Origin of the sequence: Streptomyces avermitilis MA-4680 = NBRC 14893, from assembly GCF_000009765.2 — a bacterium.
Taxonomy (GTDB): Bacteria; Actinomycetota; Actinomycetes; order Streptomycetales; family Streptomycetaceae; genus Streptomyces; species Streptomyces avermitilis.
In genome coordinates this window covers 1552981-1577341 of record NC_003155.5, presented here as the reverse complement: position 1 = coordinate 1577341, position 24361 = coordinate 1552981, and the positions used below count along the sequence as shown (strand labels likewise).

Annotated in this window: 21 protein-coding genes and 1 pseudogene; 11 read left to right on the top strand and 11 right to left on the bottom strand. The window is 71.6% G+C overall.

Translation table 11 applies throughout. The features are described from left to right. Positions 1–22: 22 nt before the first annotated feature. Entirely contained in the window at positions 23–589 is a 567-nt protein-coding gene (locus SAVERM_RS06825) for a PadR family transcriptional regulator (protein ID WP_010982708.1), read from the bottom strand. An 83-nt stretch (positions 590–672) separates the two neighbouring features. On the opposite strand from SAVERM_RS06825, the gene SAVERM_RS06820 reads away from it, so the two are divergent. From SAVERM_RS06820 to SAVERM_RS06790, 7 genes are all read left to right on the top strand, one after another. Then, complete coding sequence (locus SAVERM_RS06820) at positions 673–1074, top strand: nuclear transport factor 2 family protein (protein ID WP_010982707.1); 402 nt, start codon at positions 673–675, stop codon at positions 1072–1074. 277 nt (positions 1075–1351) lie between these two features. Next, a complete protein-coding gene (locus SAVERM_RS06815; protein ID WP_042494274.1) occupies positions 1352–1765 on the top strand; it encodes a four-helix bundle copper-binding protein in 414 nt (137 codons plus the stop codon). A gap of 238 nt (positions 1766–2003) precedes the next feature. Continuing rightward, entirely contained in the window at positions 2004–3182 is a 1179-nt protein-coding gene (locus tag SAVERM_RS06810) for an acyl-CoA dehydrogenase family protein (RefSeq protein WP_010982705.1), read from the top strand. Positions 3183–3251: 69 nt separating this feature from the next. Further along, positions 3252–4049, top strand: a complete 798-nt coding sequence (locus tag SAVERM_RS06805; protein WP_078234589.1) for an oxygenase MpaB family protein — start codon at positions 3252–3254, stop codon at positions 4047–4049. A 60-nt stretch (positions 4050–4109) separates the two neighbouring features. Next, positions 4110–6374, top strand: coding sequence for a serine/threonine-protein kinase (locus SAVERM_RS06800; protein ID WP_010982703.1), 2265 nt, complete (start codon positions 4110–4112; stop codon positions 6372–6374). 296 nt (positions 6375–6670) lie between these two features. Continuing rightward, positions 6671–8257: a phytoene desaturase family protein gene (locus SAVERM_RS06795; protein ID WP_037646075.1), complete on the top strand. Its 1587-nt coding sequence runs from the start codon at positions 6671–6673 to the stop codon at positions 8255–8257. An 11-nt stretch (positions 8258–8268) separates the two neighbouring features. Beyond that, positions 8269–8898: a TetR/AcrR family transcriptional regulator gene (locus SAVERM_RS06790; RefSeq protein ID WP_037646077.1), complete on the top strand. Its 630-nt coding sequence runs from the start codon at positions 8269–8271 to the stop codon at positions 8896–8898. 7 nt (positions 8899–8905) lie between these two features. On the opposite strand, the gene SAVERM_RS44565 is transcribed toward SAVERM_RS06790, so the two are convergent. From SAVERM_RS44565 to SAVERM_RS06775, 4 genes and pseudogenes are all read right to left on the bottom strand, one after another. Then, the gene (locus tag SAVERM_RS44565) at positions 8906–9127 is read right to left on the bottom strand and encodes a hypothetical protein (protein WP_052082303.1); all 222 of its coding nucleotides are present in this window, start codon (positions 9125–9127) and stop codon (positions 8906–8908) included. Positions 9128–9243: 116 nt separating this feature from the next. Next, positions 9244–9306: pseudogene (locus SAVERM_RS44560) on the bottom strand (hypothetical protein); the annotation flags it as partial. A gap of 17 nt (positions 9307–9323) precedes the next feature. Further along, the gene (locus SAVERM_RS44555) at positions 9324–9743 is read right to left on the bottom strand and encodes an FAD-dependent monooxygenase (RefSeq protein WP_242432189.1); all 420 of its coding nucleotides are present in this window, start codon (positions 9741–9743) and stop codon (positions 9324–9326) included. A 129-nt stretch (positions 9744–9872) separates the two neighbouring features. Continuing rightward, positions 9873–11720, bottom strand: coding sequence for a serine hydrolase domain-containing protein (locus SAVERM_RS06775; protein WP_010982699.1), 1848 nt, complete (start codon positions 11718–11720; stop codon positions 9873–9875). Positions 11721–11889: 169 nt separating this feature from the next. On the opposite strand from SAVERM_RS06775, the gene SAVERM_RS06770 reads away from it, so the two are divergent. The 3 genes from SAVERM_RS06770 to SAVERM_RS06760 all read left to right on the top strand — a co-directional run bounded on the left by SAVERM_RS06770 (position 11890) and on the right by SAVERM_RS06760 (position 16342). Next, positions 11890–12999, top strand: coding sequence for an NAD(P)H-dependent flavin oxidoreductase (locus SAVERM_RS06770; RefSeq protein WP_010982698.1), 1110 nt, complete (start codon positions 11890–11892; stop codon positions 12997–12999). Then, on the top strand, positions 12996–14546 hold the full coding sequence (locus tag SAVERM_RS06765; RefSeq protein WP_010982697.1) for an acyl-CoA synthetase: 1551 nt from the start codon (positions 12996–12998) through the stop codon (positions 14544–14546). Before SAVERM_RS06770 ends, SAVERM_RS06765 begins: the two co-directional genes overlap by 4 nt. Before the next feature lie 296 nt (positions 14547–14842). Then, the gene (locus tag SAVERM_RS06760; protein WP_010982696.1) at positions 14843–16342 is read left to right on the top strand and encodes an acyl-CoA synthetase; all 1500 of its coding nucleotides are present in this window, start codon (positions 14843–14845) and stop codon (positions 16340–16342) included. A gap of 48 nt (positions 16343–16390) precedes the next feature. Here SAVERM_RS06760 and paaK read toward each other — a convergent pair whose 3' ends face one another. After that, positions 16391–17686 (bottom strand): phenylacetate--CoA ligase PaaK, encoded by a 1296-nt coding sequence (gene paaK / locus SAVERM_RS06755; RefSeq protein WP_010982695.1) that lies wholly within the window; start codon positions 17684–17686, stop codon positions 16391–16393. Between the two features lie 186 nt (positions 17687–17872). On the opposite strand from paaK, the gene SAVERM_RS06750 reads away from it, so the two are divergent. Next, entirely contained in the window at positions 17873–18709 is an 837-nt protein-coding gene (locus SAVERM_RS06750) for an alpha/beta fold hydrolase (RefSeq protein WP_010982694.1), read from the top strand. Positions 18710–18727: 18 nt separating this feature from the next. Here the strand turns inward: SAVERM_RS06750 and SAVERM_RS06745 are convergent, their stop codons facing one another. The 5 genes from SAVERM_RS06745 to SAVERM_RS06725 all read right to left on the bottom strand — a co-directional run bounded on the left by SAVERM_RS06745 (position 18728) and on the right by SAVERM_RS06725 (position 24302). Continuing rightward, positions 18728–19327, bottom strand: coding sequence for a GTP-binding protein (locus SAVERM_RS06745; RefSeq protein ID WP_010982693.1), 600 nt, complete (start codon positions 19325–19327; stop codon positions 18728–18730). Continuing rightward, positions 19308–19682 (bottom strand): DUF742 domain-containing protein, encoded by a 375-nt coding sequence (locus tag SAVERM_RS06740; protein ID WP_010982692.1) that lies wholly within the window; start codon positions 19680–19682, stop codon positions 19308–19310. The genes SAVERM_RS06745 and SAVERM_RS06740 overlap by 20 nt, the downstream gene beginning before the upstream one ends. Then, positions 19675–20106: a roadblock/LC7 domain-containing protein gene (locus tag SAVERM_RS06735; RefSeq protein WP_042492800.1), complete on the bottom strand. Its 432-nt coding sequence runs from the start codon at positions 20104–20106 to the stop codon at positions 19675–19677. The genes SAVERM_RS06740 and SAVERM_RS06735 overlap by 8 nt, the downstream gene beginning before the upstream one ends. 14 nt (positions 20107–20120) lie before the next feature. Next, positions 20121–22871: a sensor histidine kinase gene (locus SAVERM_RS06730; RefSeq protein WP_037646082.1), complete on the bottom strand. Its 2751-nt coding sequence runs from the start codon at positions 22869–22871 to the stop codon at positions 20121–20123. 246 nt (positions 22872–23117) lie between these two features. Beyond that, the gene (locus SAVERM_RS06725; RefSeq protein ID WP_010982689.1) at positions 23118–24302 is read right to left on the bottom strand and encodes an FAD-dependent oxidoreductase; all 1185 of its coding nucleotides are present in this window, start codon (positions 24300–24302) and stop codon (positions 23118–23120) included. Positions 24303–24361: the final 59 nt, after the last annotated feature.

Here is a 24361-nt window from a genome sequence, read left to right as displayed (position 1 = left end):
ACCCGCGCACCCTGGAGCGGTGCTAGCGCGACCTGTGCGCGGGGCGTTGTTCGAGGACCCGCAGGGCCCGCTCCGCCCACTCGATGTTCTCCCGTTCGAAAGCGCGGCCGCGCAGGAGGGTGAGGTACGGGCCCACGCGCTCGGCGTCGGCCAGGAACTCCTCCTCACCGCGGCCGTCCAGCAGACGGGTGCGGATGCGGTCGTAGCGGGCCAGTTTCGCGCGCGCCCACTCCAGGCGCTCGGCGATCGCCGCCCGTACGGCCTCGGTGTCGCCGTCGTCGACGGAGTGGACCTTGACCAGCAACTCGTCCCGGATCGCGGTCGGCCTCGACGGCGTGGCCGTGAAGTCGCGCAGCGCCGCCCGGCCCGCTGCCGTCAGGGAGAACAGCCGCTTGTTCGGGCGCCGTTCCTGCCGCACCAGCCGGGCCTCGATCAGCCCGTCGGACTCCATGCGGTCCAGCTCCCGGTACAGCTGCTGCGGGGTCGCCATCCAGAAGTTGGCCACCGACGCGTCGAAGCTCTTCGCCAGGTCGTATCCCGATGCCTCGCCCTCCAGGAGGGCGGCGAGGACCGCGTTGCGCAATGCCATGCGCCAAGGCTAGACGGTCGGAGCATTCTGCGATTAATCTCCTCTGCACCTAATCAATTAGTTGAGTATGAGAGGCGGACGCGATGCATCCCTTCCGCAAGGCGGTCGAGGCCGGCGACCACGCCGCGATCGAGGCGTTGCTGGCCGAGGACGTCGTCTTCACCAGCCCCGTCGCCTTCAAGCCCTACCCGGGAAAGGCGATCACCGCGGCCATCCTGCGGGGCGTCAGCCGCGTCTTCACCGACTTCCGCTACGTCCGCGAGATCGCCGGCGCCGAGGGCCGCGACCATGCGCTCGTCTTCGAGGCGAAAGTGGGCGACAAGACGATCACCGGCTGCGACTTCCTGCACTTCGACGAGGACGGCAGGATCGACGACTTCATGATCATGGTCCGCCCGCTGACGGCGGCCGTGGCCCTGTCCGAGGCGATGGGCGCCCAGTTCGACCGCATCGCACGCGAGGCGGCACAGGGCGCGGGCGCGTAGCGAAGAGCGCTGCTCAGGCGCTCGCGGGCCCCGCTGCCGAAGGGGCCGCCGCGGCTCTCGCCCCCGGCGGGGCCGTCCCGTCGAGACGCTCGGCCGGGAGGGAAGGACCGCCGTGCGCCCCCGGCCGGCGTGGGGCCGTCCGCGCATCCCGGTCCGGCCATGATGCGGCCGGGGGAGCCGACCGGCCCTGGGCTCCGGGTTTGGCGCGACCGCCTACGGCTACCCGCGCGGTGTGACTTCGACGACCTCTCGCAGGACCGCCCGCGCGGCCTCCCGCATTCCCTCCCGGACGACCCCCGGGACACCCCCTGATCCATTCCCCGACGGGGCCTCTCCACAGGAACTCTTCCGGTTCCTGGAGGACCGCTTCACCTGCGCGCAGGCCTGCACCGAATGTGCGCGGGCGTGCGCCCTGCGGGCGAGCTTCGCCGGTCCGGACGGACCGGAGGGGCAGGAACTCGTGCGCCGCAAGGGCATCATGTGCGCGGAAGTGTGCGACGCGACCTGCCGGGTGCTGTCCGAGCAGGCCCGGCAGGACGAGGAAACCCTGCGCATCCAACTGGAGTGGTGCCGGACCGTCTGCCTCGAGTGCGCGCACGTCTTCGACGACCACCCCGGAGCGGAGAACAGCGCGAAGGCCTGCCGTGAATGCGCCCAGGCCTGTGCGGACTTCATGGCGACCCTCGTCTGACGTCGCAGCCGACGCCGCCGCGCACGAACCCGGTGGTGCGACAACCGGCGTCCCGAGCGCTCACCCGGCCCTGGCCCGCGCGGCCCCCGCGGCCGGATCCTCGACGCCCCCGGGTGGACGCACTTCCCCCCGGGTGCCGACCATGCTCCCGCTTGTTCCCAATTTCTGGAACAAGTTCTACTGTGTGCGCCGTCAGGTCGAGGGGACCCCGTCGAGCCCCTGGGAGCCGGGAGGCGCCGTGCATCTCGAATACACGCCCGAGCAGCAGCGGTTGCGCACCGAACTGCGCGGCTACTTCGCCGATCTGGTGCCGGGAAACGCCTATGCCCGCTACACCGACCCGGCCGCGCAGAAACGCTTCTACCGCGACACCGTCCGCCGGCTCGGCAGGGACGGCTGGCTCGGCGTGGGCTGGCCCAAGGAGTACGGCGGGCGCGGACTGACGCCCATCGAGCAGTTCATCTTCTTCGACGAGGCGGCCCAGGCGGGCGTGCCCCTGCCCCTGATGGCACTCAACACCGTCGGCCCGACGATCATGCGGTTCGGCACGGACGAGCAGAAGGCGTACTTCCTGCCGAAGATCCTCTCCGGCGAGATCGACTTCGCGATCGGCTACAGCGAGCCGGACGCGGGCACGGACCTGGCCGCACTGAAGACGAAGGCCGTCAGGGACGGCGACGAGTACCTCGTCAACGGCCAGAAGATCTGGACGACGAACGGCGACACGGCCGACTGGGTGTGGCTCGCCGTCCGCACGGATCCCGACGCCCCGCCGCACAAGGGCATCACCATGCTGCTCGTGCCGACCTCCGACCCCGGCTACTCCTGCACCCTCATCACCACCCTCGCCTCGCACGACACCACCGCGAGCTACTACGAGGACATCCGCGTCCCCGTCTCCCGCCGGGTCGGCGAGGAGAACAAGGGCTGGCGGCTGATAACCAACCAGCTCAACCACGAGCGCGTCACCCTCGCCGCGCACGGCACGATGGCGATCCGGGCCCTGCGCGACGTACAGCGCTGGGCGATGGAGACCAAGCTCGCGGACGGCCGCCGGGTCGTCGACCTCCCCTGGGTGCGCCGCGATCTCGCGCGGACCCACACCAGGCTCGACGCGATGAAGCTCCTCAACTGGCAGATGGTGAACGCCGTCCAGGAAGGCACGCTCACCCCCCAGGACGCCTCGGCCGTCAAGGTCTACGGCTCCGAGGCCCGCCGGGACGCGTACGCCTGGCTGATGGAGATCGTCGCCGCGGCCGGCGCTCTCAAGGAGGGCTCGGCGGGCGCGGTGCTCCACGGTGAACTGGAACGCGGCTACCGTTCGGCGGTCATCTTCACCTTCGGCGGCGGCAACAACGAGATCCAGCGCGAGATCATCTCGTGGATCGGTCTGGGGATGCCGCGCGTGCGGCGTTAGCCTGACCTGGTGGAGGCCTCTCACGCAGGTGACCCGGGGCTCTTCGGCCCGTCCTCGGTGGCCTGGCAGATGCACGGCGACCCCATGATGTGGGTCGCCGGAATCCGCGCGCTCTACCTCCAGGCCCTGCACCCGCGAGTGGTGCGCGGGGTCCTGCAGAACTCCGACTTCCGGCGCGACGCCTGGGGCCGGCTGATGCGCACCGCCGACTTCGTCGGCACGACGACCTACGGCAGCACCGAGGCCGCCGAGCGGGCCGGGGCCCGGGTGCGGAAGATCCACAGCATGCTGGCGGCGAAGGACCCCGGCACGGGGGAGCGGTACGGGGTCGACGAGCCGGACCTGCTGCTCTGGGTGCACTGCGCCGAGATCGACTCCTATCTGCACGTCCTGCGCCGCTCGGGGGTCCCGCTGACCGACGCGCAGGCCGACCGCTACATCGCCGAACACCGGGTCACCGCACGCCTGGTGGGGCTCGACCCGGGCGGCGTACCGGGGGACCGGGCCGGGCTCGCCGCGTACTTCGAGAAGGTGCGGCCGGAACTGACCGCCGGTCCGGAGGCGCGAGAGGTGGACGACTTCCTGCAGAGCCCGCCCATCCACCCGTTGCTCATCCCGGCGCGCGCCCTGCTGTGGCGGCGCGTGGCTCATCTGGCGTACGCCGCTCTGCCGCCGTACGCCCATGAGCTGTACGGCCGACCGGGGCCGCCGCCCGCCACGGTGACCCGGCGCCTGCGTTGCACCGGCACCTTGCTGCGCTGTGTTCCCGCACGTCTGCGCTGGCAACTCCCGCCCAAACACATTATCCGGGCCATGTCACGGCTCGGCCCCGGCTCGCGCCCGGCACCGTACAAACTCGGCGCATAGCTCGCCATACTGGACGGGCCAGGGGAGGGCGGGGGCCAAAGACGGGGGCGATCGCGGGCGATGGCGGACACCAGGCTGGTCCAGGGCCGGTACCGGCTGCTCGACCTGATCGGGCGCGGTGGCATGGGCGAGGTGTGGCGGGCGAGAGACGAGTCGCTGGGCCGTCAGGTCGCCGTGAAGTGCCTCAAGCCTCTCAGCACGCACCACGACCAGTCCTTCACGCGCGTCCTGCGGGAGCGGTTTCGGCGCGAGGCCCGGGTGGCCGCCGCCCTCCAGCACCGCGGGGTGACCGTCGTCCACGACTTCGGCGAGTCCGACGGGGTGCTGTTTCTGGTGATGGAACTGCTGGAGGGCCGCAACCTCAGCCAGCTCCTGGAGGACAACAAGCACCATCCGCTGCCGGTCGCCGATGTCGTCGAGATCGCCGAGCAGGTCGCCGCCGCCCTCGCGTACACCCATCAACAGGGCATCGTCCACCGTGATCTGAAGCCCGCCAACATCATGCGGCTCGCCGACGGCACCGTGAAGATCTGCGACTTCGGCATCGCCCGCCTCGGCCACGACATCGGCTTCACCGCACGCCTCACCGGCACCGGCATCGCGATGGGCACACCGCACTACATGTCGCCGGAGCAGATCAGTGGCTCCCCGGTCGACCAGCGCAGCGACCTCTATTCGTTCGGCTGCGTGCTGTACGAGATCGCCACCGGGGCGCCGCCGTTCGACCTCGACGACGCCTGGGCGATCCTCATCGGGCACCGCGACACCCCGCCCGATCCGCCGCGCGGCCACCGTCCCGAACTGCCCGCGTACTTCGAGAAGATCATCCTCGACCTGCTCGCCAAGCTGCCCGACGAGCGTCCGCACGACGCCCGCGAGCTGGCCCGCCGCATCGGCGCCGGACGCGGCACGCCCGCCTATGTGCCGACCGTGGTGACGTCGTCCCCGCTGCCGGACCTGTCGGCGCCCCCGGCCCCGTCGCGCCCGGAGCGGCGGCTGTCCCGCGAGCCCCGGCTGCCCTCCTGGACCCGCGGGATGACCACCGGCCACAAGGCCACCGGAACCGGCCTCGGCGCCGCCCCGCCGGACGCCGGCGCGGGCCTCACCGGCGAATGGGTCGCCCGCCCCGACACGGGCCGCGCCCCGGCACCCGTACGCAGTGAACGCCCCACCCCCTCACCCGAGTTGGTGAGCACCCTCACCGGGCGCCACAACGCGGGGCTGAGCCTTGGGCGGCTCGGCCGCTGGGCGGAGGCGGGGGAGGTGCACCGTGCCGTCGCCGCCGAGCGCGAACACGCCCTCGGCCCCGACCACCCCGACACACTCGCCAGCCGCTACGAGGTCGGCTTCACGCTCAGCCGCACCGGCCGCCCCGCCGACGCGCTGCGCGAGTACGCGCACGTGGCCCAGGCCAGGGAGCGGGTGCTCGGCGCCGACCACCCCGAGACGCTGGCCGCCCGGCAGGAAATGGCCTACGTACTGGGCCAGTTGGGGCAGCACTTCGACGCGCACCAGGTGTACACGTCGGTGCTCGCCGCCCGTGAGCGCACCATGGGCCCCGACCACCCGGACACCCTGCGCTGCCGCCACAACCTCGCCTTCAACCTGAGCCGGCTCGGTCGCCTGGAGGACTCGTACCGCATGGCCCGCGAAGTGGCCGCCGCCCGGGCCCGGGTGCTCGGCGCGACCCACCCCGACACACTGGTCACCCGGTACGAAGTCGCCTACGCGCTCGGCCAGTTGGGCCGCTGGCCCGAGGCCCTGGCGGCGTATCAGGAGGTCGCCGAGGCCCGCGCGCAGGCCCTCGGCCCCGACCACGCGGACACGCTCGCCGCCCGCTACGAGGTCGGTATCAGCCTCGGCCGGCTGGGCCGCAGCGCCGAGGCCCTGAAGCTCTACCGCGACCTCGTCGAGGACCGTACCCGCGTCCACGGCCCCGCCCATCCCGAGACCCTGCGCGCCCGCCACGGCCTCGGCGTCAACCTCGGCCGGCTCGGCCGCTGGGAGGAGGCGCTCGCCGAGTCCCGTGACGTGTGCGCCCTCCGCGAGCGGGTGCTGGGCGCCGATCACCCGGACACGCTCGTCAGCCGCCGCGAGGTCGCCGTCGGCCTCGGCTGGCTCGGCCGCTGGTCCGACGCCCTCACCGAGTACCGACACGTCGCCACGGCCCGCGAACACGTCCTCGGCCCCGACCACCCCGACACCCTCGCCAGCCGCAACGACGAGGCCCACTGTCTGGAACAGCTGGGCCGGGGGCAGGAGGCGGTGGAGCTGTACCGGCGAGTGGCGGCGTTACGGCAGCGGCGCGCGTCGGGCGGCCACTGAGCGGCCGGCTCGGCCACGAGCCGCGCGGCGGACCGCTTCGCACCGGCGTCTTCTCCACGGACGGGCTGGACGGCACGGACGGGCCGGGCGGCACCGACGGGCCGGGCGGCACCCAAGGGCCGGGCGGCATTGACAGGCAAAACGGCACCGACAGGCCGGACGGCACCGAAGGGCCGGGCGGCACGGACTGGCCGGGCGGCATCGACAGGCAAAACGGCGCCGACAGGCCGGACGATTGTTGGGCCCTGTGGCACACACCTCTGGCCGACCTAGATCATCGCGTGCTACCAAGAACCATGGCTGCTGATGAGGGACACGTACCCGGTCGATTCGACGCCGTGATCGTCGGCGGGGGCCACAACGGGCTGGTCGCCGCCGCCTACCTGGCCCGCGCCGGGCGGTCCGTGCTGGTCCTGGAGCGGCTGGGGAACACCGGGGGCGCCGCGGTGTCCACGCGGCCCTTCGCCGGCGTAGACGCCCGGCTGTCGCGCTACTCGTACCTGGTCAGCCTGTTGCCCCGGAAGATCGTGCGGGACCTCGGGCTCGACTTCCGGGTGCGGGGCCGCACGGTGTCCTCGTACACGCCCGCCGAGCGGCACGGGCGGCCCACCGGACTGCTCGTCGGCGGCGGCGAGCGCCGCACCCGTGAGGCCTTCGGCCGGCTGACCGGCTCCGCGCGCGAGTACGAGTCCTGGCAGCGCTTCTACGGCATGACGGGCCGTGTCGCCCGGCAGGTGTTCCCCACGCTCACCGAGCCCCTGCCCTCGCGCGACGAGCTGCGCCGACGCGTCGACGACGAGGACGCGTGGCGCGTGCTGTTCGAGGAGCCGATCGGTGCCGCCATCGAGGAGAACTTCACCGACGACCTGGTCCGCGGGGTCGTCCTCACCGACGCGCTCATCGGCACCTTCGCCGACGCCCACGACCCCTCCCTGCGGCAGAACCGCTGCTTCCTCTACCACATCATCGGCGGTGGGACCGGCGCCTGGGACGTGCCCGTCGGCGGCATGGGCGCGCTCACCGACGCGCTGGCCGCCGCCGCCCGGGACGCCGGCGCGGTGCTCGCCACCGGGCACGAGGCGGTCCGCATCGAGACCGACGGACGCTCGGCCGAGGTCACCTACCGCGACGCGGACGGGGAAGGGACCGTCTCCGCCCGCCACGTCCTCGTCAACGCCGCACCGCAGGAGCTGGCCCGCCTCACCGGCGACAGCCCGCCCGTCCCAGCCGAGGGTGCCCAGCTCAAGGTGAACATGCTGCTCAAGCGGCTGCCCGCACTGCGCGACACCGCCGTCGACCCGCGCGAGGCGTTCGCCGGCACCTTCCACATCGCCGAGGGCTATGAGCAGCTCGCGGCTGCCCACGCCCAGGCCGCCGCCGGGTCGTTGCCCGAGGCGCCGCCCTCCGAGATCTACTGCCACTCGCTCACCGACCCGACCATCCTCGGCCCGGACCTGGTCGAACAGGGCTACCAGACCCTCACCCTCTTCGGTCTGCACACGCCCGCGCGGCTGTTCGAACGCGACAACGAGGGCGTACGGGAGGAGCTGCTGAAGTCGACTCTCGCGCAGCTGGACGCCCACCTCGCCGAACCGCTCGTGGACTGTCTGGCGACCGACGCGGAGGGGCGCCCCTGTATCGAGGCCAAGTCTCCGCTGGACCTCGAGCGCGATCTGCGGCTGCCCGGCGGCAACATCTTCCACCGCGACCTCGCCTTCCCCTACGCACAGGAGGGCACGGGCCGCTGGGGCGTGGAGACCGCGCACGCGAATGTACTGCTGTGCGGGGCGGGCGCCGTGCGCGGCGGCGGGGTGAGCGGGGTGCCGGGGCACAACGCGGCGATGGCCGCCCTGGAAGACGTCGGGGAGCGTGCGCTGGGATAGGCTCGGTGGCGATGAGTTCGCGTCGCGGGGACCGCACCCCCACCTTCACCGAGCAGGCCCGCCGCAGGCAGATCATCGAGTGCACCATCGACCTGATCTCCACGCAGGGCTATCCGGCGACCTCGCTCTCGGCCATCGCGGAGGCGGCCGGACTCTCGAAGGCCGCGATCCTTTACCACTTCTCGTCCAAGGACAACCTGACCAAGGCGACGTTCGCGTACGTGCTGGAGCAGTTCCGGGCGTTCGTCACCGAGCGTGTCCTCGTGGCGTCCGACCCGCGGGCCGCCGTGGTCGCGTACGTCCGGGCGATGGTCGGCTACCAGCAGGCCAACCGCCGCCATGTGCGCGTGATCACCGAGATGCTCCTCGGCGACGGGGGCGGGACGCGGTTGAAGGAGCCCGGCGGCCATGACACGGGCGGCCGCTGGGAAGAGCTCGCGGCCTTGCTGACGACGGGACAGAAGGCCGGTGACTTCCGGGAGTTCGACGCCCAGGTCACGTCTTTGGCCATCGGCGGCGCGATCGATGGGGTGGTCGCGCACTGGCTCTCCCACCCCGAACTCGACCTGGACGCGGCGGCGGACGAGCTGGAGACGTTCACACTGAACGCCATCGAGTGCCGCACCCCACGACGACGCTAGAGAGGGCTCAGCGCCGGGCGAACTCGGGGGCGCGTTCGGGACGTATCCCGATCCCGCCGAGGTAGCCGGCGACCGAGCGCAGCGCGGGGACGTGCTGTACCGCCCGCAGCGGCACGGGGAGGCGGTCCGCTCGCAGCGTGCCGTCGAGTCCGGGACGCAACAGCATCTCGTGTTCGGCGAGTTGGGACCTCTGCGTGAACGCGGTGGGGAGCCTGCGCCGCTTCTGCACGCGGGCCAGGTCGCGGGAGGTGACCGTCGATTCCCGCAGCGGCCCGGCGAGCAGGCGGCGGCTGCCACCGAGTCCTGCACCGCCAGATTGACCCCGACCCCGCCGATCGGCGACATGATGTGCGCCGCGTCCCCGATGCAGAGCAGCCCCTCCCGGTACCAGCGGTCCAGTCGCCCCATGGTGACCTCCAGCAGCTTCACGTCGTCCCAGGAGCGGATGGCGTCCGTCGCCGTACGGTCCCAGCCGAGCAGCTCGCCGAGCCGGTCGCGGAACCACTCGATGCCATGGGGCGGAGTGCGCCGTCCGTGCCCTTCTTGATGAGATAGGACGTCTGGTAGTAGTCGCCGCGGTCCAGCGTGGCGGCGAACTGGCCGTCCCGGACGGTCAGCGAGACCCGGCCCTCCTTGAGCGGATCACGGGCGGGGACGCGCACCTGCCAGACGTCCATGGGGACTTCGAAGTACGAGGGCTCGAGTCCGGCCGCCCGGCGGACCGACGAGTCGCGTCCGTCGCAGGCGACGGTGAGGTCGGCGGCCAGCTCGCCCGGCGAGCCGTGCTCGTCGACGTACCGGACGCCGGTGACGCGCCCGGAGTCATCCTCCAGCAGCCCGGTCACCCCGGTCCGCCTCCACGGCGTGAACGACGGTTCGTGACCGTCACGGTGGGCCATTTGCGGCACATCCCCGGTCGGCACAACAAAAATGGACAAGTCTGGGCAAGTGGGGAAGGGTGATGCCGGGAAGGATCAGTTCTCGGACGGCGTCCAGCCTGCCGCCTCGATGCGCGCCGCGTCCGTCGGACGTGCCTCGTCGAAGAGGACCCGGCCGCCGGACTCGACCCGCACCGCGTCGACGTACGCGCCCCGGCCCACGTACAACCGGTCGGTCGTGTACCGCCACCGCAGCGTCAGCCGGCGCGCCCGCGGCAGGTCCGCGTGGAGCCGGTGCCACACCCGCCCCGACCAGCCGGTGACCGAGCCCGTGGGGTGCTCCCGCGCCTCCTCCCCGTCACACGCGGTCGTGAACGGCACCGGCTGCCAGCTCGCGCCGTCGTCGGCCGAGGCCTCCAGGAAGAGGGTGTCCGACCGGGGTTCGGTGTCCCACCACAGGGCGCAGCGAAGCCGCCCCCCGCTGTCGGCGGTGGTGCTGTCGGCGGTGCCGGTGGTTTCGGCGGTATCCGCGGTACCGGCCGTGTCGAGCTCGGGCAGTGTCAGCGTCGCGGAGGCCGCGGTCGCCATGCCCGAGAACCAGGACGTACGTCCGCGCGCGGGCCGGACCTGGACGGCTCGCGCCAGATGGTTCCCCGCGGCCGCCCGGGGAGCGGAGCCGGATCGCCAAGTGCGCACGGGATGAACGGAGTTGCCCAGCACGATCAGGAAGGAGTCCGTCGTCGGGTCGAGGACGAGCGAGGTGCCGGTGAAGCCGGTGTGCCCGGCGGTGCGCGGGGTGGCCATCGCGCCCATGTACCAGTGCTGGTAGAGCTCGAAGCCGAGCCCGTGCTCGTCGCCGGGGAAGGCGGTGTTGAAGTCGGTGAACAGCAGCTCCACCGACTCCGGCGCCAGGATGCGGGTGTGCCCGTACGTGCCGCCGTTGAGCAGGGTCCGGCCGAGGACCGCGAGGTCCCATGCGCAGGAGAAGACACCCGCGTGGCCTGCCACTCCGCCGAAGCCGAAGGCGTTCTCGTCGTGCACCTCGCCCCAGACGAGTCCGCGGTCGAGCCCGGACCACGGCGGGCGTGCGTCCTCCGTCGCCGCGATCCTCGGTTTCCAGGCGGCGGGCGGGTTGTAGCGGGTGCTGCGCAGGCCGAGCGGAGCGGTGATCTCGTCGCGGAGCAGGGCGTCCAAAGGGTGACCGGTGATCTCTTCCAGGACGAGCTGGAGCGAGATCAGGTTCAGATCCGAGTAGAGGTACTTGGTGCCCGGCGGGCTGAGCGGTGCCTCGTTCCAGATGAGGCGCAGCTTCTCCGCGCGGCTCGGTGCCTTGTAGAGAGGCAGCCAGGCGCGGAAACCCGAGGTGTGGGTGAGGAGTTGACGGATGGTGACGTCCTGCTTGCCCGCGCCGGCGAAGTCCGGGAGGTACGAGGCGACCCTGGCCTCCAGCTCCAGCGCGCCGCGCTCCAGTTGCTGCACGGCGAGCAGCGAGGTGAACAGCTTCGACACCGAGGCGAGGTCGAAGACGGTGTCCGTGGCCATCGGGATCTGCCGCTCGGCCGGGAACTCGACGCCCGTGTCGGTCTTCGCGTCGTACGCCGAGTAGCGCACCGCCGTGCCGATGGGCTGATGCAGGGCCACCGTGTCGCCCCGCCCCGCGAGCAGCACGGCACCGGCGTACCAGGGGTGCGTGGGGGAGGGGCCGAGGAAGGACTCGGCGTCGGTGACGAGTCCGCGGAGGTGGTCCGGGAGCAGTCCGGCGCGTTCGGGGGAGCCGTGCCGCAGGGTGCGGTGGGGGTGGCGAGGCGGTGGAACGGCCTTCGCGGGGCCGGCCGGGAAAGGGGCGACGGCCAGGGCGCCGCCCAGGGCCAGCGCACGTCTGACCAGGTGACGGCGGGTGGGTCCACGCCCGCCCGTCCCGCTGTCCGCCGTGTCTTCGGTCATCGAAAAGCCTCCCGTCGCACCGCCTGAAAGTATCTTTCGAGGTTCGCCCCGCGGGGTGAAACTTTCGTGTCAGCGGTGGGGTGTGTCAACGGGACGTGCGGAACAAGGAATCTGACGGAGTATCAGAAAAGGCCTTCCTTCGTCCGGAGGGCTGCGGCATTCTGCGGCCATGCAGACGGAGCTGAGCAAGAGACTGGGAGTCGAGCACGCCATCTTCGGCTTCACGCCGTTTCCCGCCGTCGCCGCGGCCATCAGCCGGGCCGGCGGTTTCGGTGTGCTCGGCGCGGTCCGCTACACCGCACCGGACGACCTCAAGCGCGACCTCGACTGGCTCGAGGCGAACGTCGACGGAAAACCGTACGGCCTGGATGTCGTCATGCCCGCCAAGAAGGTGGAGGGCGTCACGGAGGCCGACGTCGAGGCGATGATCCCCGAGGGGCACCGGCAGTACGTCAGGGACACCCTGGCCAAGTACGGCGTGCCGGAGCTGGCGGAGGGCGAGGTGTCCGGCTGGCGCATCACCGGGTGGATGGAGCGGGTGGCCCGCACCCAGCTCGACGTCGCCTTCGACTACCCGATCAAGCTGCTCGCCAACGCGCTCGGCTCGCCGCCGGGTGACGTCGTCGAGCGCGCCCACGGCCAGGGCGTGCTCGTCGCGGCGCTCGCGGGCAGCGCCCGGCACGCCCGCAAGCACGCCGAGGCGGGCATCGACGTCGTCGTCGCCCAGGGCTACGAGGCCGGCGGCCACACCGGCGACATCGCCTCCATGGTGCTCACCCCCGAAGTCGTCGACGCCGTCGACCCGTTGCCCGTCCTGGCCGCGGGCGGCATCGGCAGCGGGCGACAGGTGGCCGCCGCGCTGAGCCTGGGCGCCCAGGGCGTGTGGCTGGGCTCCCTCTGGCTGACCACGACAGAGGCCGAACTCCCCTCGCCCGCGCTGATCCGGAAACTGCTCGCCGCCGGCTCCGGCGACACCGTCCGCTCCCGAGCCCTGACCGGCAAGCCGGCCCGGCAGCTGCGCACCGAGTGGACCGACGCCTGGGACGACCCGAACGGGCCCGGCACGCTCCCCATGCCCCTCCAGGGACTGCTGGTCGCCGAGGCGGTCTCCCGCATCCAGAAGTACGAGGTCGAGCCGCTGCTCGGCACGCCCGTCGGGCAGATCGTCGGACGCATGAACAGCGAGCGCAGCGTCCAGGCCGTCTTCGACGACCTGACACGGGGCTTCGAGCGGGCCGTCGACCGCGTCAACCGCATCGCCGGAAGGAGTCAGCAGTGAGCGTGCCCCCCAACGGCTTCTGGTCCCAGGCCGCCGCGGACCCGGAGCGTACGGTCCTGATCGCCCCCGACGGCGAGGAGTGGACCGCCGGACGACTGCACGCTTCGGTCAACCGGCTGGTGCACGGACTGCGCGCCGCGGGCCTCGAACGCGGCGACGCCTTCGCGGTCGTCCTGCCCAACGGTGTCGAGTTCTTCACCGCGTATCTGGCCGCGTCCCAGGCCGGCCTCTACCTCGTCCCCGTCAACCACCATCTCGTCGGCCCCGAGATCGCCTGGATCGTCGCCGACTCCGGCGCCAAGGTGCTCATCGCGCACGAGCGGTTCGCGGACTCCGCGCGCCACGCCGCCGACGAGGCGAAACTGCCAGCAGAGCAGAGGTACGCGGTCGGCGCGATCGACGGCTTCCGGCCGTACGCCGAACTCCTCGACGGACAGCCCGGGTCGGCGCCCGCCGACCGCACCCTTGGCTGGGTCATGAACTACACCTCGGGCACCACGGGCCGGCCGCGCGGCATCCGGCGACCGCTGCCCGGCAAGCTGCCCGAGGAGACATACCTCGGCGGCTTCCTCGGGATCTTCGGCATCAAGCCGTTCGAGGGCAATGTGCACCTGGTCTGCTCGCCGCTGTACCACACGGCGGTGCTCCAGTTCGCGGGCGCGTCCCTGCACATCGGGCACCGTCTGGTCCTGATGGACAAATGGACGCCCGAGGAGATGCTCCGCCTCATCGACACCCACAGGTGCACGCACACACACATGGTCCCGACCCAGTTCCACCGCCTGCTGGCACTCCCCGAGGAGGTGAAGGGGCGTTACGACGTCTCGTCGATGCGGCACGCCATCCACGGCGCCGCGCCCTGCCCCGACCATGTGAAGCGGGCGATGATCACGTGGTGGGGCGACAGTGTGGAGGAGTACTACGCCGCCAGTGAGGGCGGCGGCGCCTTCGCCACCGCCGAGGACTGGCTGAAGAAGCCCGGCACGGTCGGCAAGGCCTGGCCCATCAGCGAACTCGCGATCTTCGACGACGAAGGCAACCGGCTGCCGGCGGGTGAACTCGGCACCGTCTACATGAAGATGAGCACCGGCGGATTCTCGTACCACAAGGACGAGGCCAAGACGAAGAAGAACCGCATCGGCGACTTCTTCACCGTCGGCGACCTGGGCTGTCTCGACGAGGAGGGCTATCTCTTCCTCCGCGACCGCAAGATCGACATGATCATCTCCGGCGGGGTCAACATCTACCCGGCGGAGATCGAGGCGGCGCTGCTCGCCCACCCCGCCGTCGCCGACGCGGCCGCCTTCGGCATCCCGCACGACGACTGGGGCGAGGAGGTCAAGGCGGTGGTGGAGCCTGCCCCGGGGCACGACCCGGGCCCGGCGCTCGCCGCCGACATCCTCGGCCACTGCGAACAGCGGCTCGCCGGGTACAAGCGCCCCAAGAGCGTCGACTTCATCGAGACGATGCCGCGCGACCCCAACGGGAAGCTGTACAAGCGGCGGCTGCGGGATCCGTACTGGGAGGGACGCACCCGAAAGGTGTGATCCAGCTCGCCCCTCGGGTCTGTCGCACGGCGACCCACTCGCCCGTCCTGATGCCGAACCGCCCTCGGGAACGCCCGGGGGCGGTTCGGCATCAGGAGATCGATTCCCCTGCGTGTACTCGTCGCCGGAGCGACCGGAGTCATCGGCCTTGCCCTGGACCACATGGGTCGGTGACAGTACGTGTGGTCCCACCCCACAGGGCGGCTACGGTGGCGGAAGGGGGCGGCCGCGAGCTTGACCCCGCTCGTACGACGGCACGAGGATCACGCCAGGGCAGGCGGACGAAGGAGCAGGTCATGACGGCGGGACCAAGCGTCACGGTCGACGGGGTGCTGCGGCGCAGCGCCCGGCGGACCCCGGCACGCAGGGCGATCCACTACCGCGACCGTTCCTGGACCTACGCGGAACTCGACGAGGCCGTCTCCCGTGCCGCCCGCGCCCTGCGCGAGACGGGACTCGCCCCCGGCGACCGGGTCGGCGCCTACGGCCACAACTCGGACGCGTATCTGATCGGCTTCCTGGCCTGCGCCCGCGCGGGGCTGGTGCATGTGCCGGTCAATCAGAACCTGACCGGCGACGATCTGGCGTACATCGTCGACCAGTCCGGTGCCACGCTGGTGCTCACGGACCCGGACCTCGCCGGGAATCTGGCCGACGGGGTCCGGACCCTGGCACTGCGCGACGCGGACGACTCCCTGCTCACCCGGCTCGCCACGACGGCTCAGTACGACGGTGCGGAGCCGCGCGGCGAGGACCTGGCGCAGTTGCTCTACACCTCGGGCACCACCGCGCTTCCCAAGGGCGCGATGATGACGCACCGTGCGCTGGTCCAGGAGTACCTGAGCGCGATCGCCGCCCTCGATCTGAGCGCGGGCGACCGGCCCGTGCACTCGCTGCCGCTCTACCACTCGGCGCAGATGCATGTGTTCCTGCTGCCGTATCTCGCGGTCGGCGCCGAGAACGTCATCCTCGACGCACCCGACGCCGAGCAGATCTTCGACCTCGTCGAAGCGGGCCGCGCGGACAGCCTCTTCGCCCCGCCCACCGTGTGGATCGGCCTGTCGAACCGCCCCGACTTCGCGACCCGCGACCTGAGCGGGCTGCGCAAGGCGTACTACGGGGCGTCGATCATGCCGGTGCCCGTACTGGAGCGGCTGAAGGAACGGCTGCCCGAGCTGGCGTTCTACAACTGTTTCGGGCAGAGCGAGATCGGCCCGCTGTCCATGGTCCTCGGACCCGACGAGCACAAGAGGCGGATGGACTCCTGCGGGCGCCCCGTGCTGTTCGTCGAGGCGCGGGTCGTCGACGAGTCCGGCAAGGAGGTGGCCGACGGGGAGCAGGGAGAAATCGTCTACCGCTCGTCGCAGTTGTGCGAGGGCTACTGGGACAAGCCGGAAGAGACGGCCGAGGCCTTCCGGGACGGCTGGTTCCGCTCAGGGGACCTCGCCGTGCGGGACGCGGCCGGGTACTTCACCGTCGTCGACCGGGTGAAGGACGTCATCAACTCCGGTGGCGTACTGGTCGCTTCGCGGCAGGTCGAGGACGCGCTGTACACACATGAGGGGGTCGCGGAGGCCGCTGTCATCGGGCTGCCCGACGAACGGTGGATCGAGGCGGTCACCGCGGTCGTCGTCGCGCGCGGCGAGGTCACCGAGGCCGAACTCCTCGCCCACGCACGCGAGAAGCTCGCCCACTTCAAGGCGCCCAAGCGGGTGCTGTTCGTGGACGAGCTGCCGCGCAACGCGAGCGGGAAGATCCTCAAGCGGGAGTTGCGGGACCGGTTCGCGGAGGCGTAGGCCCCGCTGTGGCTGTGGCTGTGGCTGTGGCTGTGCTTGTGGCTGCGGCTACCGAGGTCGCAGGTCCACGATCCGCCTGATCTTGCCCACCGACCGCTCCAGCGACTCCGGTTCGACGATCTCGACCGCGACCGAGACGCCGATGCCGTCCTTCACGGCCGCGGCGATGACGCCCGCGGCCGCGTCGCGCTGCTCGGGCGTGGCACCGGCCCGGGCCTCCGCCCGTACGGTGAGCGAGTCGAGGCGGCCTTCCCGGGTGAGACGCAGCTGGAAGTGCGGTGCCACGCCCGGCGTACGCAGCACGATCTCCTCGATCTGGGTGGGGAAGAGATTGACGCCCCGCAGGATGACCATGTCGTCACTGCGGCCGGTGATCTTCTCCATCCGCCGGAAGACCCGGGCCGTACCGGGCAGCAGCCGGGTCAGGTCCCGTGTCCGGTACCGGATCACGGGCATGGCCTCCTTGGTGAGCGAGGTGAAGACCAGCTCACCCTCCGCACCGTCGGGCAGCACCTCCCCGGTGATCGGGTCGACCACCTCGGGAAAGAAGTGGTCCTCCCACACATGCAGCCCGTCCTTGGTCTCCACGCACTCCTGCGCCACACCGGGCCCGATCACCTCGGACAGCCCGTATATGTCGACGGCGTCGATCGCGAAGCGCTCCTCGATCTCCCGCCGCATCTCCTCGGTCCAGGGCTCGGCCCCGAAGATTCCGACGCGCAGGGAGGTGCCGCGCGGGTCGACGCCCTGGCGCTCGAACTCGTCGAGGAGCGTCAGCATGTACGAAGGGGTCACCATGATGATCTCGGGTTTCAGGTCCTGGATCAGCTGGACCTGGCGTGCCGTCATACCGCCGGACGCGGGGATGACCGTACAGCCGAGGCGTTCGGCGCCGTAGTGCGCGCCGAGTCCGCCGGTGAACAGGCCGTACCCGTAGGCCACATGCACCTTGTCGCCGGGTCGGCCGCCCGCCGCCCGGATCGAGCGGGCCACCATGTCCGACCACATGGAGAGGTCGTTCTCCGTGTAGCCGACGACCGTGGGGCGGCCGGTCGTGCCACTGGACGCGTGGATGCGCCGGATCCGGTCCTGGGGCACGGCGAACATCCCGTACGGATAGTTCTCCCGAAGGTCCGCCTTCACGGTGAACGGGAAGCGGGCGAGATCGTCGAGCGTGCGGCAGTCGTCGGGACGTACGCCCGCCTTGTCGAAGGACTCCCGGTAGAAGGGCACGTGCGCGTACGCATGCCGCAGCGAGGCGCGCAGCCGCTCCAGTTGCAGCGTCCGCAGCCCGTCCGGGTCGAGCCGTTCTCCCTCGTCCAGCAGGTCCCGCGCATCCGCCATGGGAACCCTCTCCCTCACCAACCGTGTCAATACGGGCGACCGATCATTCGGTAGCCCTGCTGGAGATCAGTAATCCAGCCGGCTCACGCCCAGGCAAGAGGTCGGCCCCGACTTTCTCACGGCCCGCCGGTCCCGACCCGAGAACCCTGTTGCCGTGAGACGGCCCCAGCCGTGAGGATCGAACGCATGCCGAACTTCAGCGCCCCCGACGGGACCGAACTCGCCTATCACACGCGGGGGGAGGGAGAACCGCTCGTCGTGCTGCCGGGCGGGGCGATGCGGGCCTCCGCCTATCTCGGGGACCTGGGCGGACTCGGTGCCCGGCGCCGGCTCGTGCTGCTCGACCTGCGCGGAACCGGGGACTCCGCGGAGCCGGCGGACCCGGCGACGTACCGGTGTGACCGTCTCGTCGACGACGTCGAGGCGCTGCGGGTCCATCTGGGCCTCGAGCGCATGGATGTGCTGGCGCACTCGGCGGGCGGCAACCTCGCCATGCTCTACGCGGCCCGGTACCCGGAGCGGATCGCACGGCTGGCGCTGATCACCGCCACCCCGTGGGCCGTCGGGATGGGCGTGCGGGGCGAGGACCGGCTGGCGGCGGCCCGGCTGAGGAAGGGAGAGCCCTGGTTCGAGGCGGCCTTCCCGGCCTTCGAGGCGTGGCTGGCGGAGAGCGGCGACTGGGACCCTGTCTTCGAGCCCTTCTTCTACGGGCGTTGGGACGACGCCGCCCGCGCCCACGCCGCCGGTGGCGAGGAGCAGACCAACGACGAGGCGGGGGACCGGTACGGCTCGGCGGGTGCCTACGACCCGCCCGCTACCCGGGCCGCGCTCGCCGGACTCACCGCGCCCGTCCTCGTGTACGCGGGCGAACTCGACGGCGGCCCCCGCCCCGAGCTCGCCCGGCGGGTCGCCGACGTCTTCCCGGCCGCCGAGTTCGCGGTGCAGCCGGGCGGCGGCCACTACCCGTGGCTGGACGACCCCGGGTGGTTCACCGCCCGGGTCGAGGCGTTCCTCGCCCGGTGAGCCGGGAGCGGAACCGGCTCATTGACCGCCGCCCAGCGGAGCGAGACGCGCGGCCGCCTGCGCACGCGCCGCCTCCAACACGGCGAGCAGCACCGACTTGCTGGAACCACGGTCGCGTACGTCGCACAGCAGCACCGGCGTCGACGGATCCAGATCCAGCGCCGTCCGCACCTGCTCGGCCGAGCAGTCCCGCCGGCCGTCGAAGCAGTTGACCCCCACGGCGAACGGGATGTCACGCGCCTCGAAGAAGTCGATCGACGCGAACGAGGCGTCCAGCCGACGGGTGTCCGCGAGGACGATGGCCGCGAGGGCACCGGTCGCCAGGTCGTCCCACATGAACCAGAAGCGGTCCTGGCCGGGCGTACCGAACAGGTACAGCACCAGCTCCGGCGCGATGGTGATCCGGCCGAAGTCCATGGCGACCGTCGTCGACTTCTTGCCCTCGACTCCGGACAGATCGTCGACGCCGAGGCTCACCGCGGTCATCCGCTCCTCGGTCTCCAGCGGGGGCACCTCGCTGACCGAGCCCACCATGGTCGTCTTGCCCACGCCGAATCCGCCCGCGATCAGAATCTTGAGCGCCGTCGGCATGACGGGCTCAGAGCTGACGGATACCATCCATCACCCTTTCGATGAGTTCCACGCTCGGTTGGTCCTCCTGCCCGGGCGGCGCCTGGACGATGACGAGGGAGGCGTTGAGCAGATCTCCGCAGAGGATCTTCACCACGCTCACCGGCAGGTCCAGGTGCGCGGCGATCTCGGCGACCGCCACCGCGCGATCCCGGCAGAGTTCGAGGATCTGGACCGACTCCGGCTCCAGATGGTCGTGATCGAACTCATGCGCGGACCGCGCGACAACCAGCGTGATCAATGTGAAGGTGTGCTGACTGTGGCGGGTGCGCCCGCCCGTGATGGCGTACGGCCGTAAGTGACGCCCGGCCTCCGCATCGTCGAGCCATCGGGGTTCAGGCATCCTGAATGTGTCCGGCGGAGGGGGTCTCCACGCGCGGTGCGGCACTCAGGTACTGGCCCACCTGCTTGACGAGCGTGCCCATCTCGAAGGCCATCATCCCCACGTCCACCTGCTCCGAGGCGATGGCGGCCAGCCGCGCACCCCGGCCCGCGGCGGTGACGAAGAGGAACGCCCGGTCCATCTGGATGACCGTCTGCTGCACCTCCCCGCCGTGGAAGTGGCGCGCGGCGCCCCGGGCGAGGCTGTGCATGCCCGAACCGACCGCGGACAGGTGCTCGGCGTCGTCGCGGCGCAGGTTCTTCGACTTGCCGATGAGAAGGCCGTCCCCGGACAGCACGATGGCACAGCGGATCTCCGGTATCCGGTCCACCAGTCCGTCGAGGAGCCAGTCCAGCCGGGGACCGGATTGTACCTGCTCAGTCATTACGTAACGTTTCCTCACAGTTGATGGGCACCGGGGTCCCTCGGATCCGTCTGCTGCCGGCCGTCCGCACCGGTCGGCTCGTCGGTCTCGGACATCCGGGCCCGCTTCAGCCCCTGCTGAATTGCGATCATCGCGCGGGCCGACGCGTCCGGGGAGATGACGCCCTTGTCTCCCTCACCGTCGGGTCGGCCCTGTGCCTGCTCCGCCTCCCTGCGCAGTTGCTGCGCCAGGCTGGCTCCCCTGGTCCGTTGCGGCAGGACCTGCGGGGTGGTCAGCGGGCGCGCCGCACTGCGTGCGGGCGCCTCCTCCCGGGCGGGGGCGGGACCCCCGCTTCCGGCACCGGGTTCGTGCCGGGACGGTGGCCCGGACCGCGGCTCGGTGAAACCGCTCTGCGGCTCGGTGAATCCGGCCCGCGATCCGTGGTGTCCGGCATGTGCTCCGGGGTGTGCGGGCTGCCCGGCCTGTGGTCCGAGGCCGCCCGGCTCGGTGCGGTGGCCCTGGGGCGCGGGGTGCTCCCGGGGCGGTGCCCAGGAGGCGTTGGGTCCGGGAGCCGGGGCGGGGTGGTCCGAGGCGGCCGGCAAGAGGCCCGCACCTCCGTACTCGGGGAAGCCGCTGTGGTCCGGAAGGCGCGTGTGCGTGAGCGCGTCGACGCCGCCGATCGTGACGCCCGCGTCGAGGCTGTGGCCGGCCGATCCGATGGCCGAGCCCACGAGCGGCATGCCCTCGGCGCCCACGACAGCGAAGTCGTCCGTCCCCGCGACCGCCCGGGAGGCCTCGGCCGCGACTGCCCTGTTGGCAGCGACGGCGGCCGACTTGAGCTGGTCGAGAACCGGCGAGGCCACCTCTTCGAGCAGGGCGGCCGGCAGGAGCACGATCACGAGGGTGCCGCCGTAGACGGACTCGCGCAGCTCCACCTTGATCTTGTGCCGTTCGGCCAGCCGGGCCACCACGAAGTGCCCGAGCCGCGGGTCCTCGCCCAGGGCCGTCATGTCCAGCCGCGGCGGGTGGGCGAGCAGGTCGTTCGCGTGGTCGCGCAGGTCCTGCGGCATGCCGAGGCCGTGGTCCTCGACGTGCACGGCCAGGCCCTTGGCGACCTTCGTGGCGCTGACGAACACCTGGGTGTCCGGTGGCGAGAAGCTCGTGCCGTTCTCGATCAGTTCGGCGAGCAGATGGGTGACGTCCGCGACGGCCCGGCCGGCCAGGGCGAGGCGCCGGTCCGCGGGGAGGTTCTTCACCTTGACCCTGGTGTACTGCTCCGTCTCCGCGACCGCGCCGCGCATCACGTCGGTGATCGAGACGGGAGCGGTCAGCCGGCGGCTGGGCGGGGAGCCGCTGAGAATCACCAGGTTCTCCGCGTGCCGCCGCACCCGGGTCGCGAGATGGTCGACCTTGAAGATGTCCTTGAGCAGGTCCGAGTCCTCGTGCTTGCGCTCGAGGTCGTCAAGGAGCGAGATCAGCCGGTGGATCAGGATCTGCGTACGGCGAATGAGCTGGGCGAAGACCTTCTCCGTGCCCTCGCGGCCCAGGCTCTGCCGTACGGCGGTGTCCCCGGCCACCCGGCCCAGCTGGTCGATGGCCGCGGCCAGCCGCTCCAGCTCGTCGGTCGCCTGCTCTCCGTGCGGGGCGAGCGTGGCCGGCTCGACCCGCTCGCCGTTCTGTATTCGGGCCAGAAGCTGGGGCAGCCAGCTGCCGGACAGCTGCTCGACGTGCGCCTGGAGCTCGGAGACCCGGCCGAGCGTCGAGCGCCGGGCGCGCAGGGCCAGTACCGCACCGCCGGCCAGGGCGGCCAGCGTCGCGGCCGTGCCCAGGAGCATGCCGAGCAGCAGGTCGTCGGCGTGGTCGGCGGCCAGGTCGGACAGACCGTCCGCGGAGTCCGCGCCCAGCGACTGCAGGCCGCCGACGACGGGCTCGGTGGCCGTCGGCCAGGACGAGGCCTGACCGGGCAGCCCCGTGCCCCGGCCGGTGGTCACGGACTTCTCGACCGTGCCCAGGGTGGTCCACTTGGCGCTGTCCGTGAGCTGCGTGTAGGTGGCGGCCGCACCGGCAGGGAGGTCGTGGATGTCCAGGCCCGCGCGGAACTCGCGCTGGATCGCCAGATACTGGCCGAACTGGGCGCGGGTCGTGGCGGTCATCCGACGGGACGGCAGCGCGCCGGAGATGAGCGCGTCCTCGCGCGAGAGCATCTCCGTGATGTGGGCCAGGGACACCGTCGCGTTGCCGCCCCGCGCGAGCCGGCCGTCGTCGCTGTGTACGGCCGCGGTGAGGACGCCGATACCGCGGGACACGGTGTCGGTGTACAACTCGAACGTGTCGCCCGTACTGAGGGTGCGGCCGTCGATCGCCTCGCGGCGGCCGGAAAGGGTGTCGAGAGCCTCGTCGAACAGCCTGGTCCGCCGCTGGAGCGAGGAGGTGTCCAGCGCGGAGGAGGAACTGCGCCGGAACGCGGCGACGGCGGCGTCGGTCTCGTCGCGGGCGCCGTCCAGCTCCGTACGGGCGGTCTTCGTGCGGCTCGCCTGCCAGACCGCGGTCAGCCGGCGCTCGGTCTGCAGCCGGGACAGCACGTCCTGGGCCGGCCGGGCGACGGAGGAGGCCCGATCCGCGTCGGAGTGCAGTTGGAGTTGCTCGTCGACGAGTCCGGCCGCCGTGTATCCCCAGAGTCCGGTGAGACAGACCGCGGGCACGACGAAGGGCAGGACGAACGAGAACCGGAGAGATCTGCGCGGGGCGGACCGATGACGCGTCCGCCGGTCGCGGGTGCCTGGCATCTGATTCCTCGTACGGCAGCGAAACACTGGGGCGGTCAGGGAAGGTGCAAAAAGTGCCGATCTTGCCACCGGCGAGGCGACTTGACTCTCTGTCATCGGAGTCGGCGATCGGTGGAACCGTATCAGGATCATGGCGCAGCGTCAGCACCGGCCCAGGGCAACTGCCAGCCATTCGACAGGAGTTGGCGACTTACCGTCCTGGCAGGTCACCGCGGGTGTCCGGGTCGCCGTTCGCCCCGAAACGGGTCAGAGCAGGGCAAGCAGCTTGGGTGTGTAGAGGGCACCCGCGGAGCCGATCCCGGCGACCATGTCGAAGTAGATCGCGGTGAGTTCCGGATCCGTCTGCACGGCCCGCAGCAGGGAGAGGCGCTGCTCGTGCGGCGCCAGCCGGGCGACCGCCAGCGTGGATTCGTAACCCGGGGTGAGCGCGCTGTCGCGTTCCTCGGCGAACTTCTCCAGCGCCGCGTCGAGTCGGACCGGGTCGCCGCCGAGCGGACCGTCCACGTGCCGGACGAGGGTGTCGACCTGGAGGAACGCGTCGCTGATCCCGCGCGCGGTGATGGAGTCCTTGTGGTGTCCGGAGTCGCCGACAAGCACCCAGCCGGGTCCCGTCGCCTGCCGGAAGAAGTTCTGCTGGTCACCCGTACCGCGCAGCCGCTCGGCGGGCTCCTTGCCCCGCAGCCGCTCGTGCAGGGCCGGCGCGGTGGTGCGTATCTGCTCCAGATAGGCGCCGCGCGCGTCGGTGCGGACCTCCTCGAAGCGGACCTGCGGGAAGTAGGCGAGAACGAGGGTCGCCGCGTCGTTGGTGGCCACGGCGGCCACCCAGCTCCCGGTGCGCTCGTACAGTTCCAGGGTGGCCGGCACGTCCGGCCAGTACGTGTAGTACGCGCAGGTCAGCCGTGGATCCGTCACGGTGTACGGCGCCTCGACCAGCCGGGCGACGGTGGAGCGCATGCCGTCCGCGCCGATCACCAGCCGGGCCCGCTCGGTGAAGGAGCGGCCGCCGTGTCTGCCCTCCACGCCGACGACGCGCCCGGTGCCGTCCCGCAGCAGGCCGGTGACCTGGCAGCGGTCGCGGAACTCGACGCCCGCCGCGACGGCCGCGTCGACCAGGATGGCGTCCAGGACATGGCGCCGGGGAGCGTACGAGGCACGCTGCCCCTCCACACCCCTGGCGCAGCCTTCGAGGTGGATGTCGGCCACCTCGTAGACCGCCCGGTCCAGCGGCGGGCACCCCGAGGCCCGTACGTTCTCCAGGAGCCCCCAACGGGCGAGAGCCGCGACGCCCGGCTGGTGGACGAGATGGGTGGAGAGGGTGTCGGAGCCGGCCGCCGACCGGTCCAGCAGGAGTACCCGGTACCCCGAGCGGGCGAGCAGCATGGCGGTGGACGCTCCGGCGCAGCGCGCGCCTACCACGATGGCGTCGAACATGTGGGTGCCTCACAACAGACGTCGGGGAGTGGGGTGTCGGGGCGGTTCGGCGAGGACGC

Bases quoted from the DNA above. Each gene is read 5' to 3' on its own strand.
- SAVERM_RS06825 (WP_010982708.1), bottom strand. From the start codon at position 589: ATGGCATTGCGCAACGCGGTCCTCGCCGCCCTCCTGGAGGGCGAGGCA.
- SAVERM_RS06820 (WP_010982707.1), top strand. From the start codon at position 673: ATGCATCCCTTCCGCAAGGCGGTCGAGGCCGGCGACCACGCCGCGATC.
- SAVERM_RS06805 (WP_078234589.1), top strand. From the start codon at position 3,252: ATGCACGGCGACCCCATGATGTGGGTCGCCGGAATCCGCGCGCTCTAC.
- SAVERM_RS06800 (WP_010982703.1), top strand. From the start codon at position 4,110: ATGGCGGACACCAGGCTGGTCCAGGGCCGGTACCGGCTGCTCGACCTG.
- SAVERM_RS06795 (WP_037646075.1), top strand. From the start codon at position 6,671: ATGGCTGCTGATGAGGGACACGTACCCGGTCGATTCGACGCCGTGATC.
- SAVERM_RS06790 (WP_037646077.1), top strand. From the start codon at position 8,269: ATGAGTTCGCGTCGCGGGGACCGCACCCCCACCTTCACCGAGCAGGCC.
- SAVERM_RS06775 (WP_010982699.1), bottom strand. From the start codon at position 11,720: ATGACCGAAGACACGGCGGACAGCGGGACGGGCGGGCGTGGACCCACC.
- SAVERM_RS06770 (WP_010982698.1), top strand. From the start codon at position 11,890: ATGCAGACGGAGCTGAGCAAGAGACTGGGAGTCGAGCACGCCATCTTC.
- SAVERM_RS06760 (WP_010982696.1), top strand. From the start codon at position 14,843: ATGACGGCGGGACCAAGCGTCACGGTCGACGGGGTGCTGCGGCGCAGC.
- paaK (WP_010982695.1), bottom strand. From the start codon at position 17,686: ATGGCGGATGCGCGGGACCTGCTGGACGAGGGAGAACGGCTCGACCCG.
- SAVERM_RS06750 (WP_010982694.1), top strand. From the start codon at position 17,873: ATGCCGAACTTCAGCGCCCCCGACGGGACCGAACTCGCCTATCACACG.
- SAVERM_RS06745 (WP_010982693.1), bottom strand. From the start codon at position 19,327: ATGGTATCCGTCAGCTCTGAGCCCGTCATGCCGACGGCGCTCAAGATT.
- SAVERM_RS06740 (WP_010982692.1), bottom strand. From the start codon at position 19,682: ATGCCTGAACCCCGATGGCTCGACGATGCGGAGGCCGGGCGTCACTTA.
- SAVERM_RS06735 (WP_042492800.1), bottom strand. From the start codon at position 20,106: ATGACTGAGCAGGTACAATCCGGTCCCCGGCTGGACTGGCTCCTCGAC.
- SAVERM_RS06730 (WP_037646082.1), bottom strand. From the start codon at position 22,871: ATGCCAGGCACCCGCGACCGGCGGACGCGTCATCGGTCCGCCCCGCGC.
- SAVERM_RS06725 (WP_010982689.1), bottom strand. From the start codon at position 24,302: ATGTTCGACGCCATCGTGGTAGGCGCGCGCTGCGCCGGAGCGTCCACC.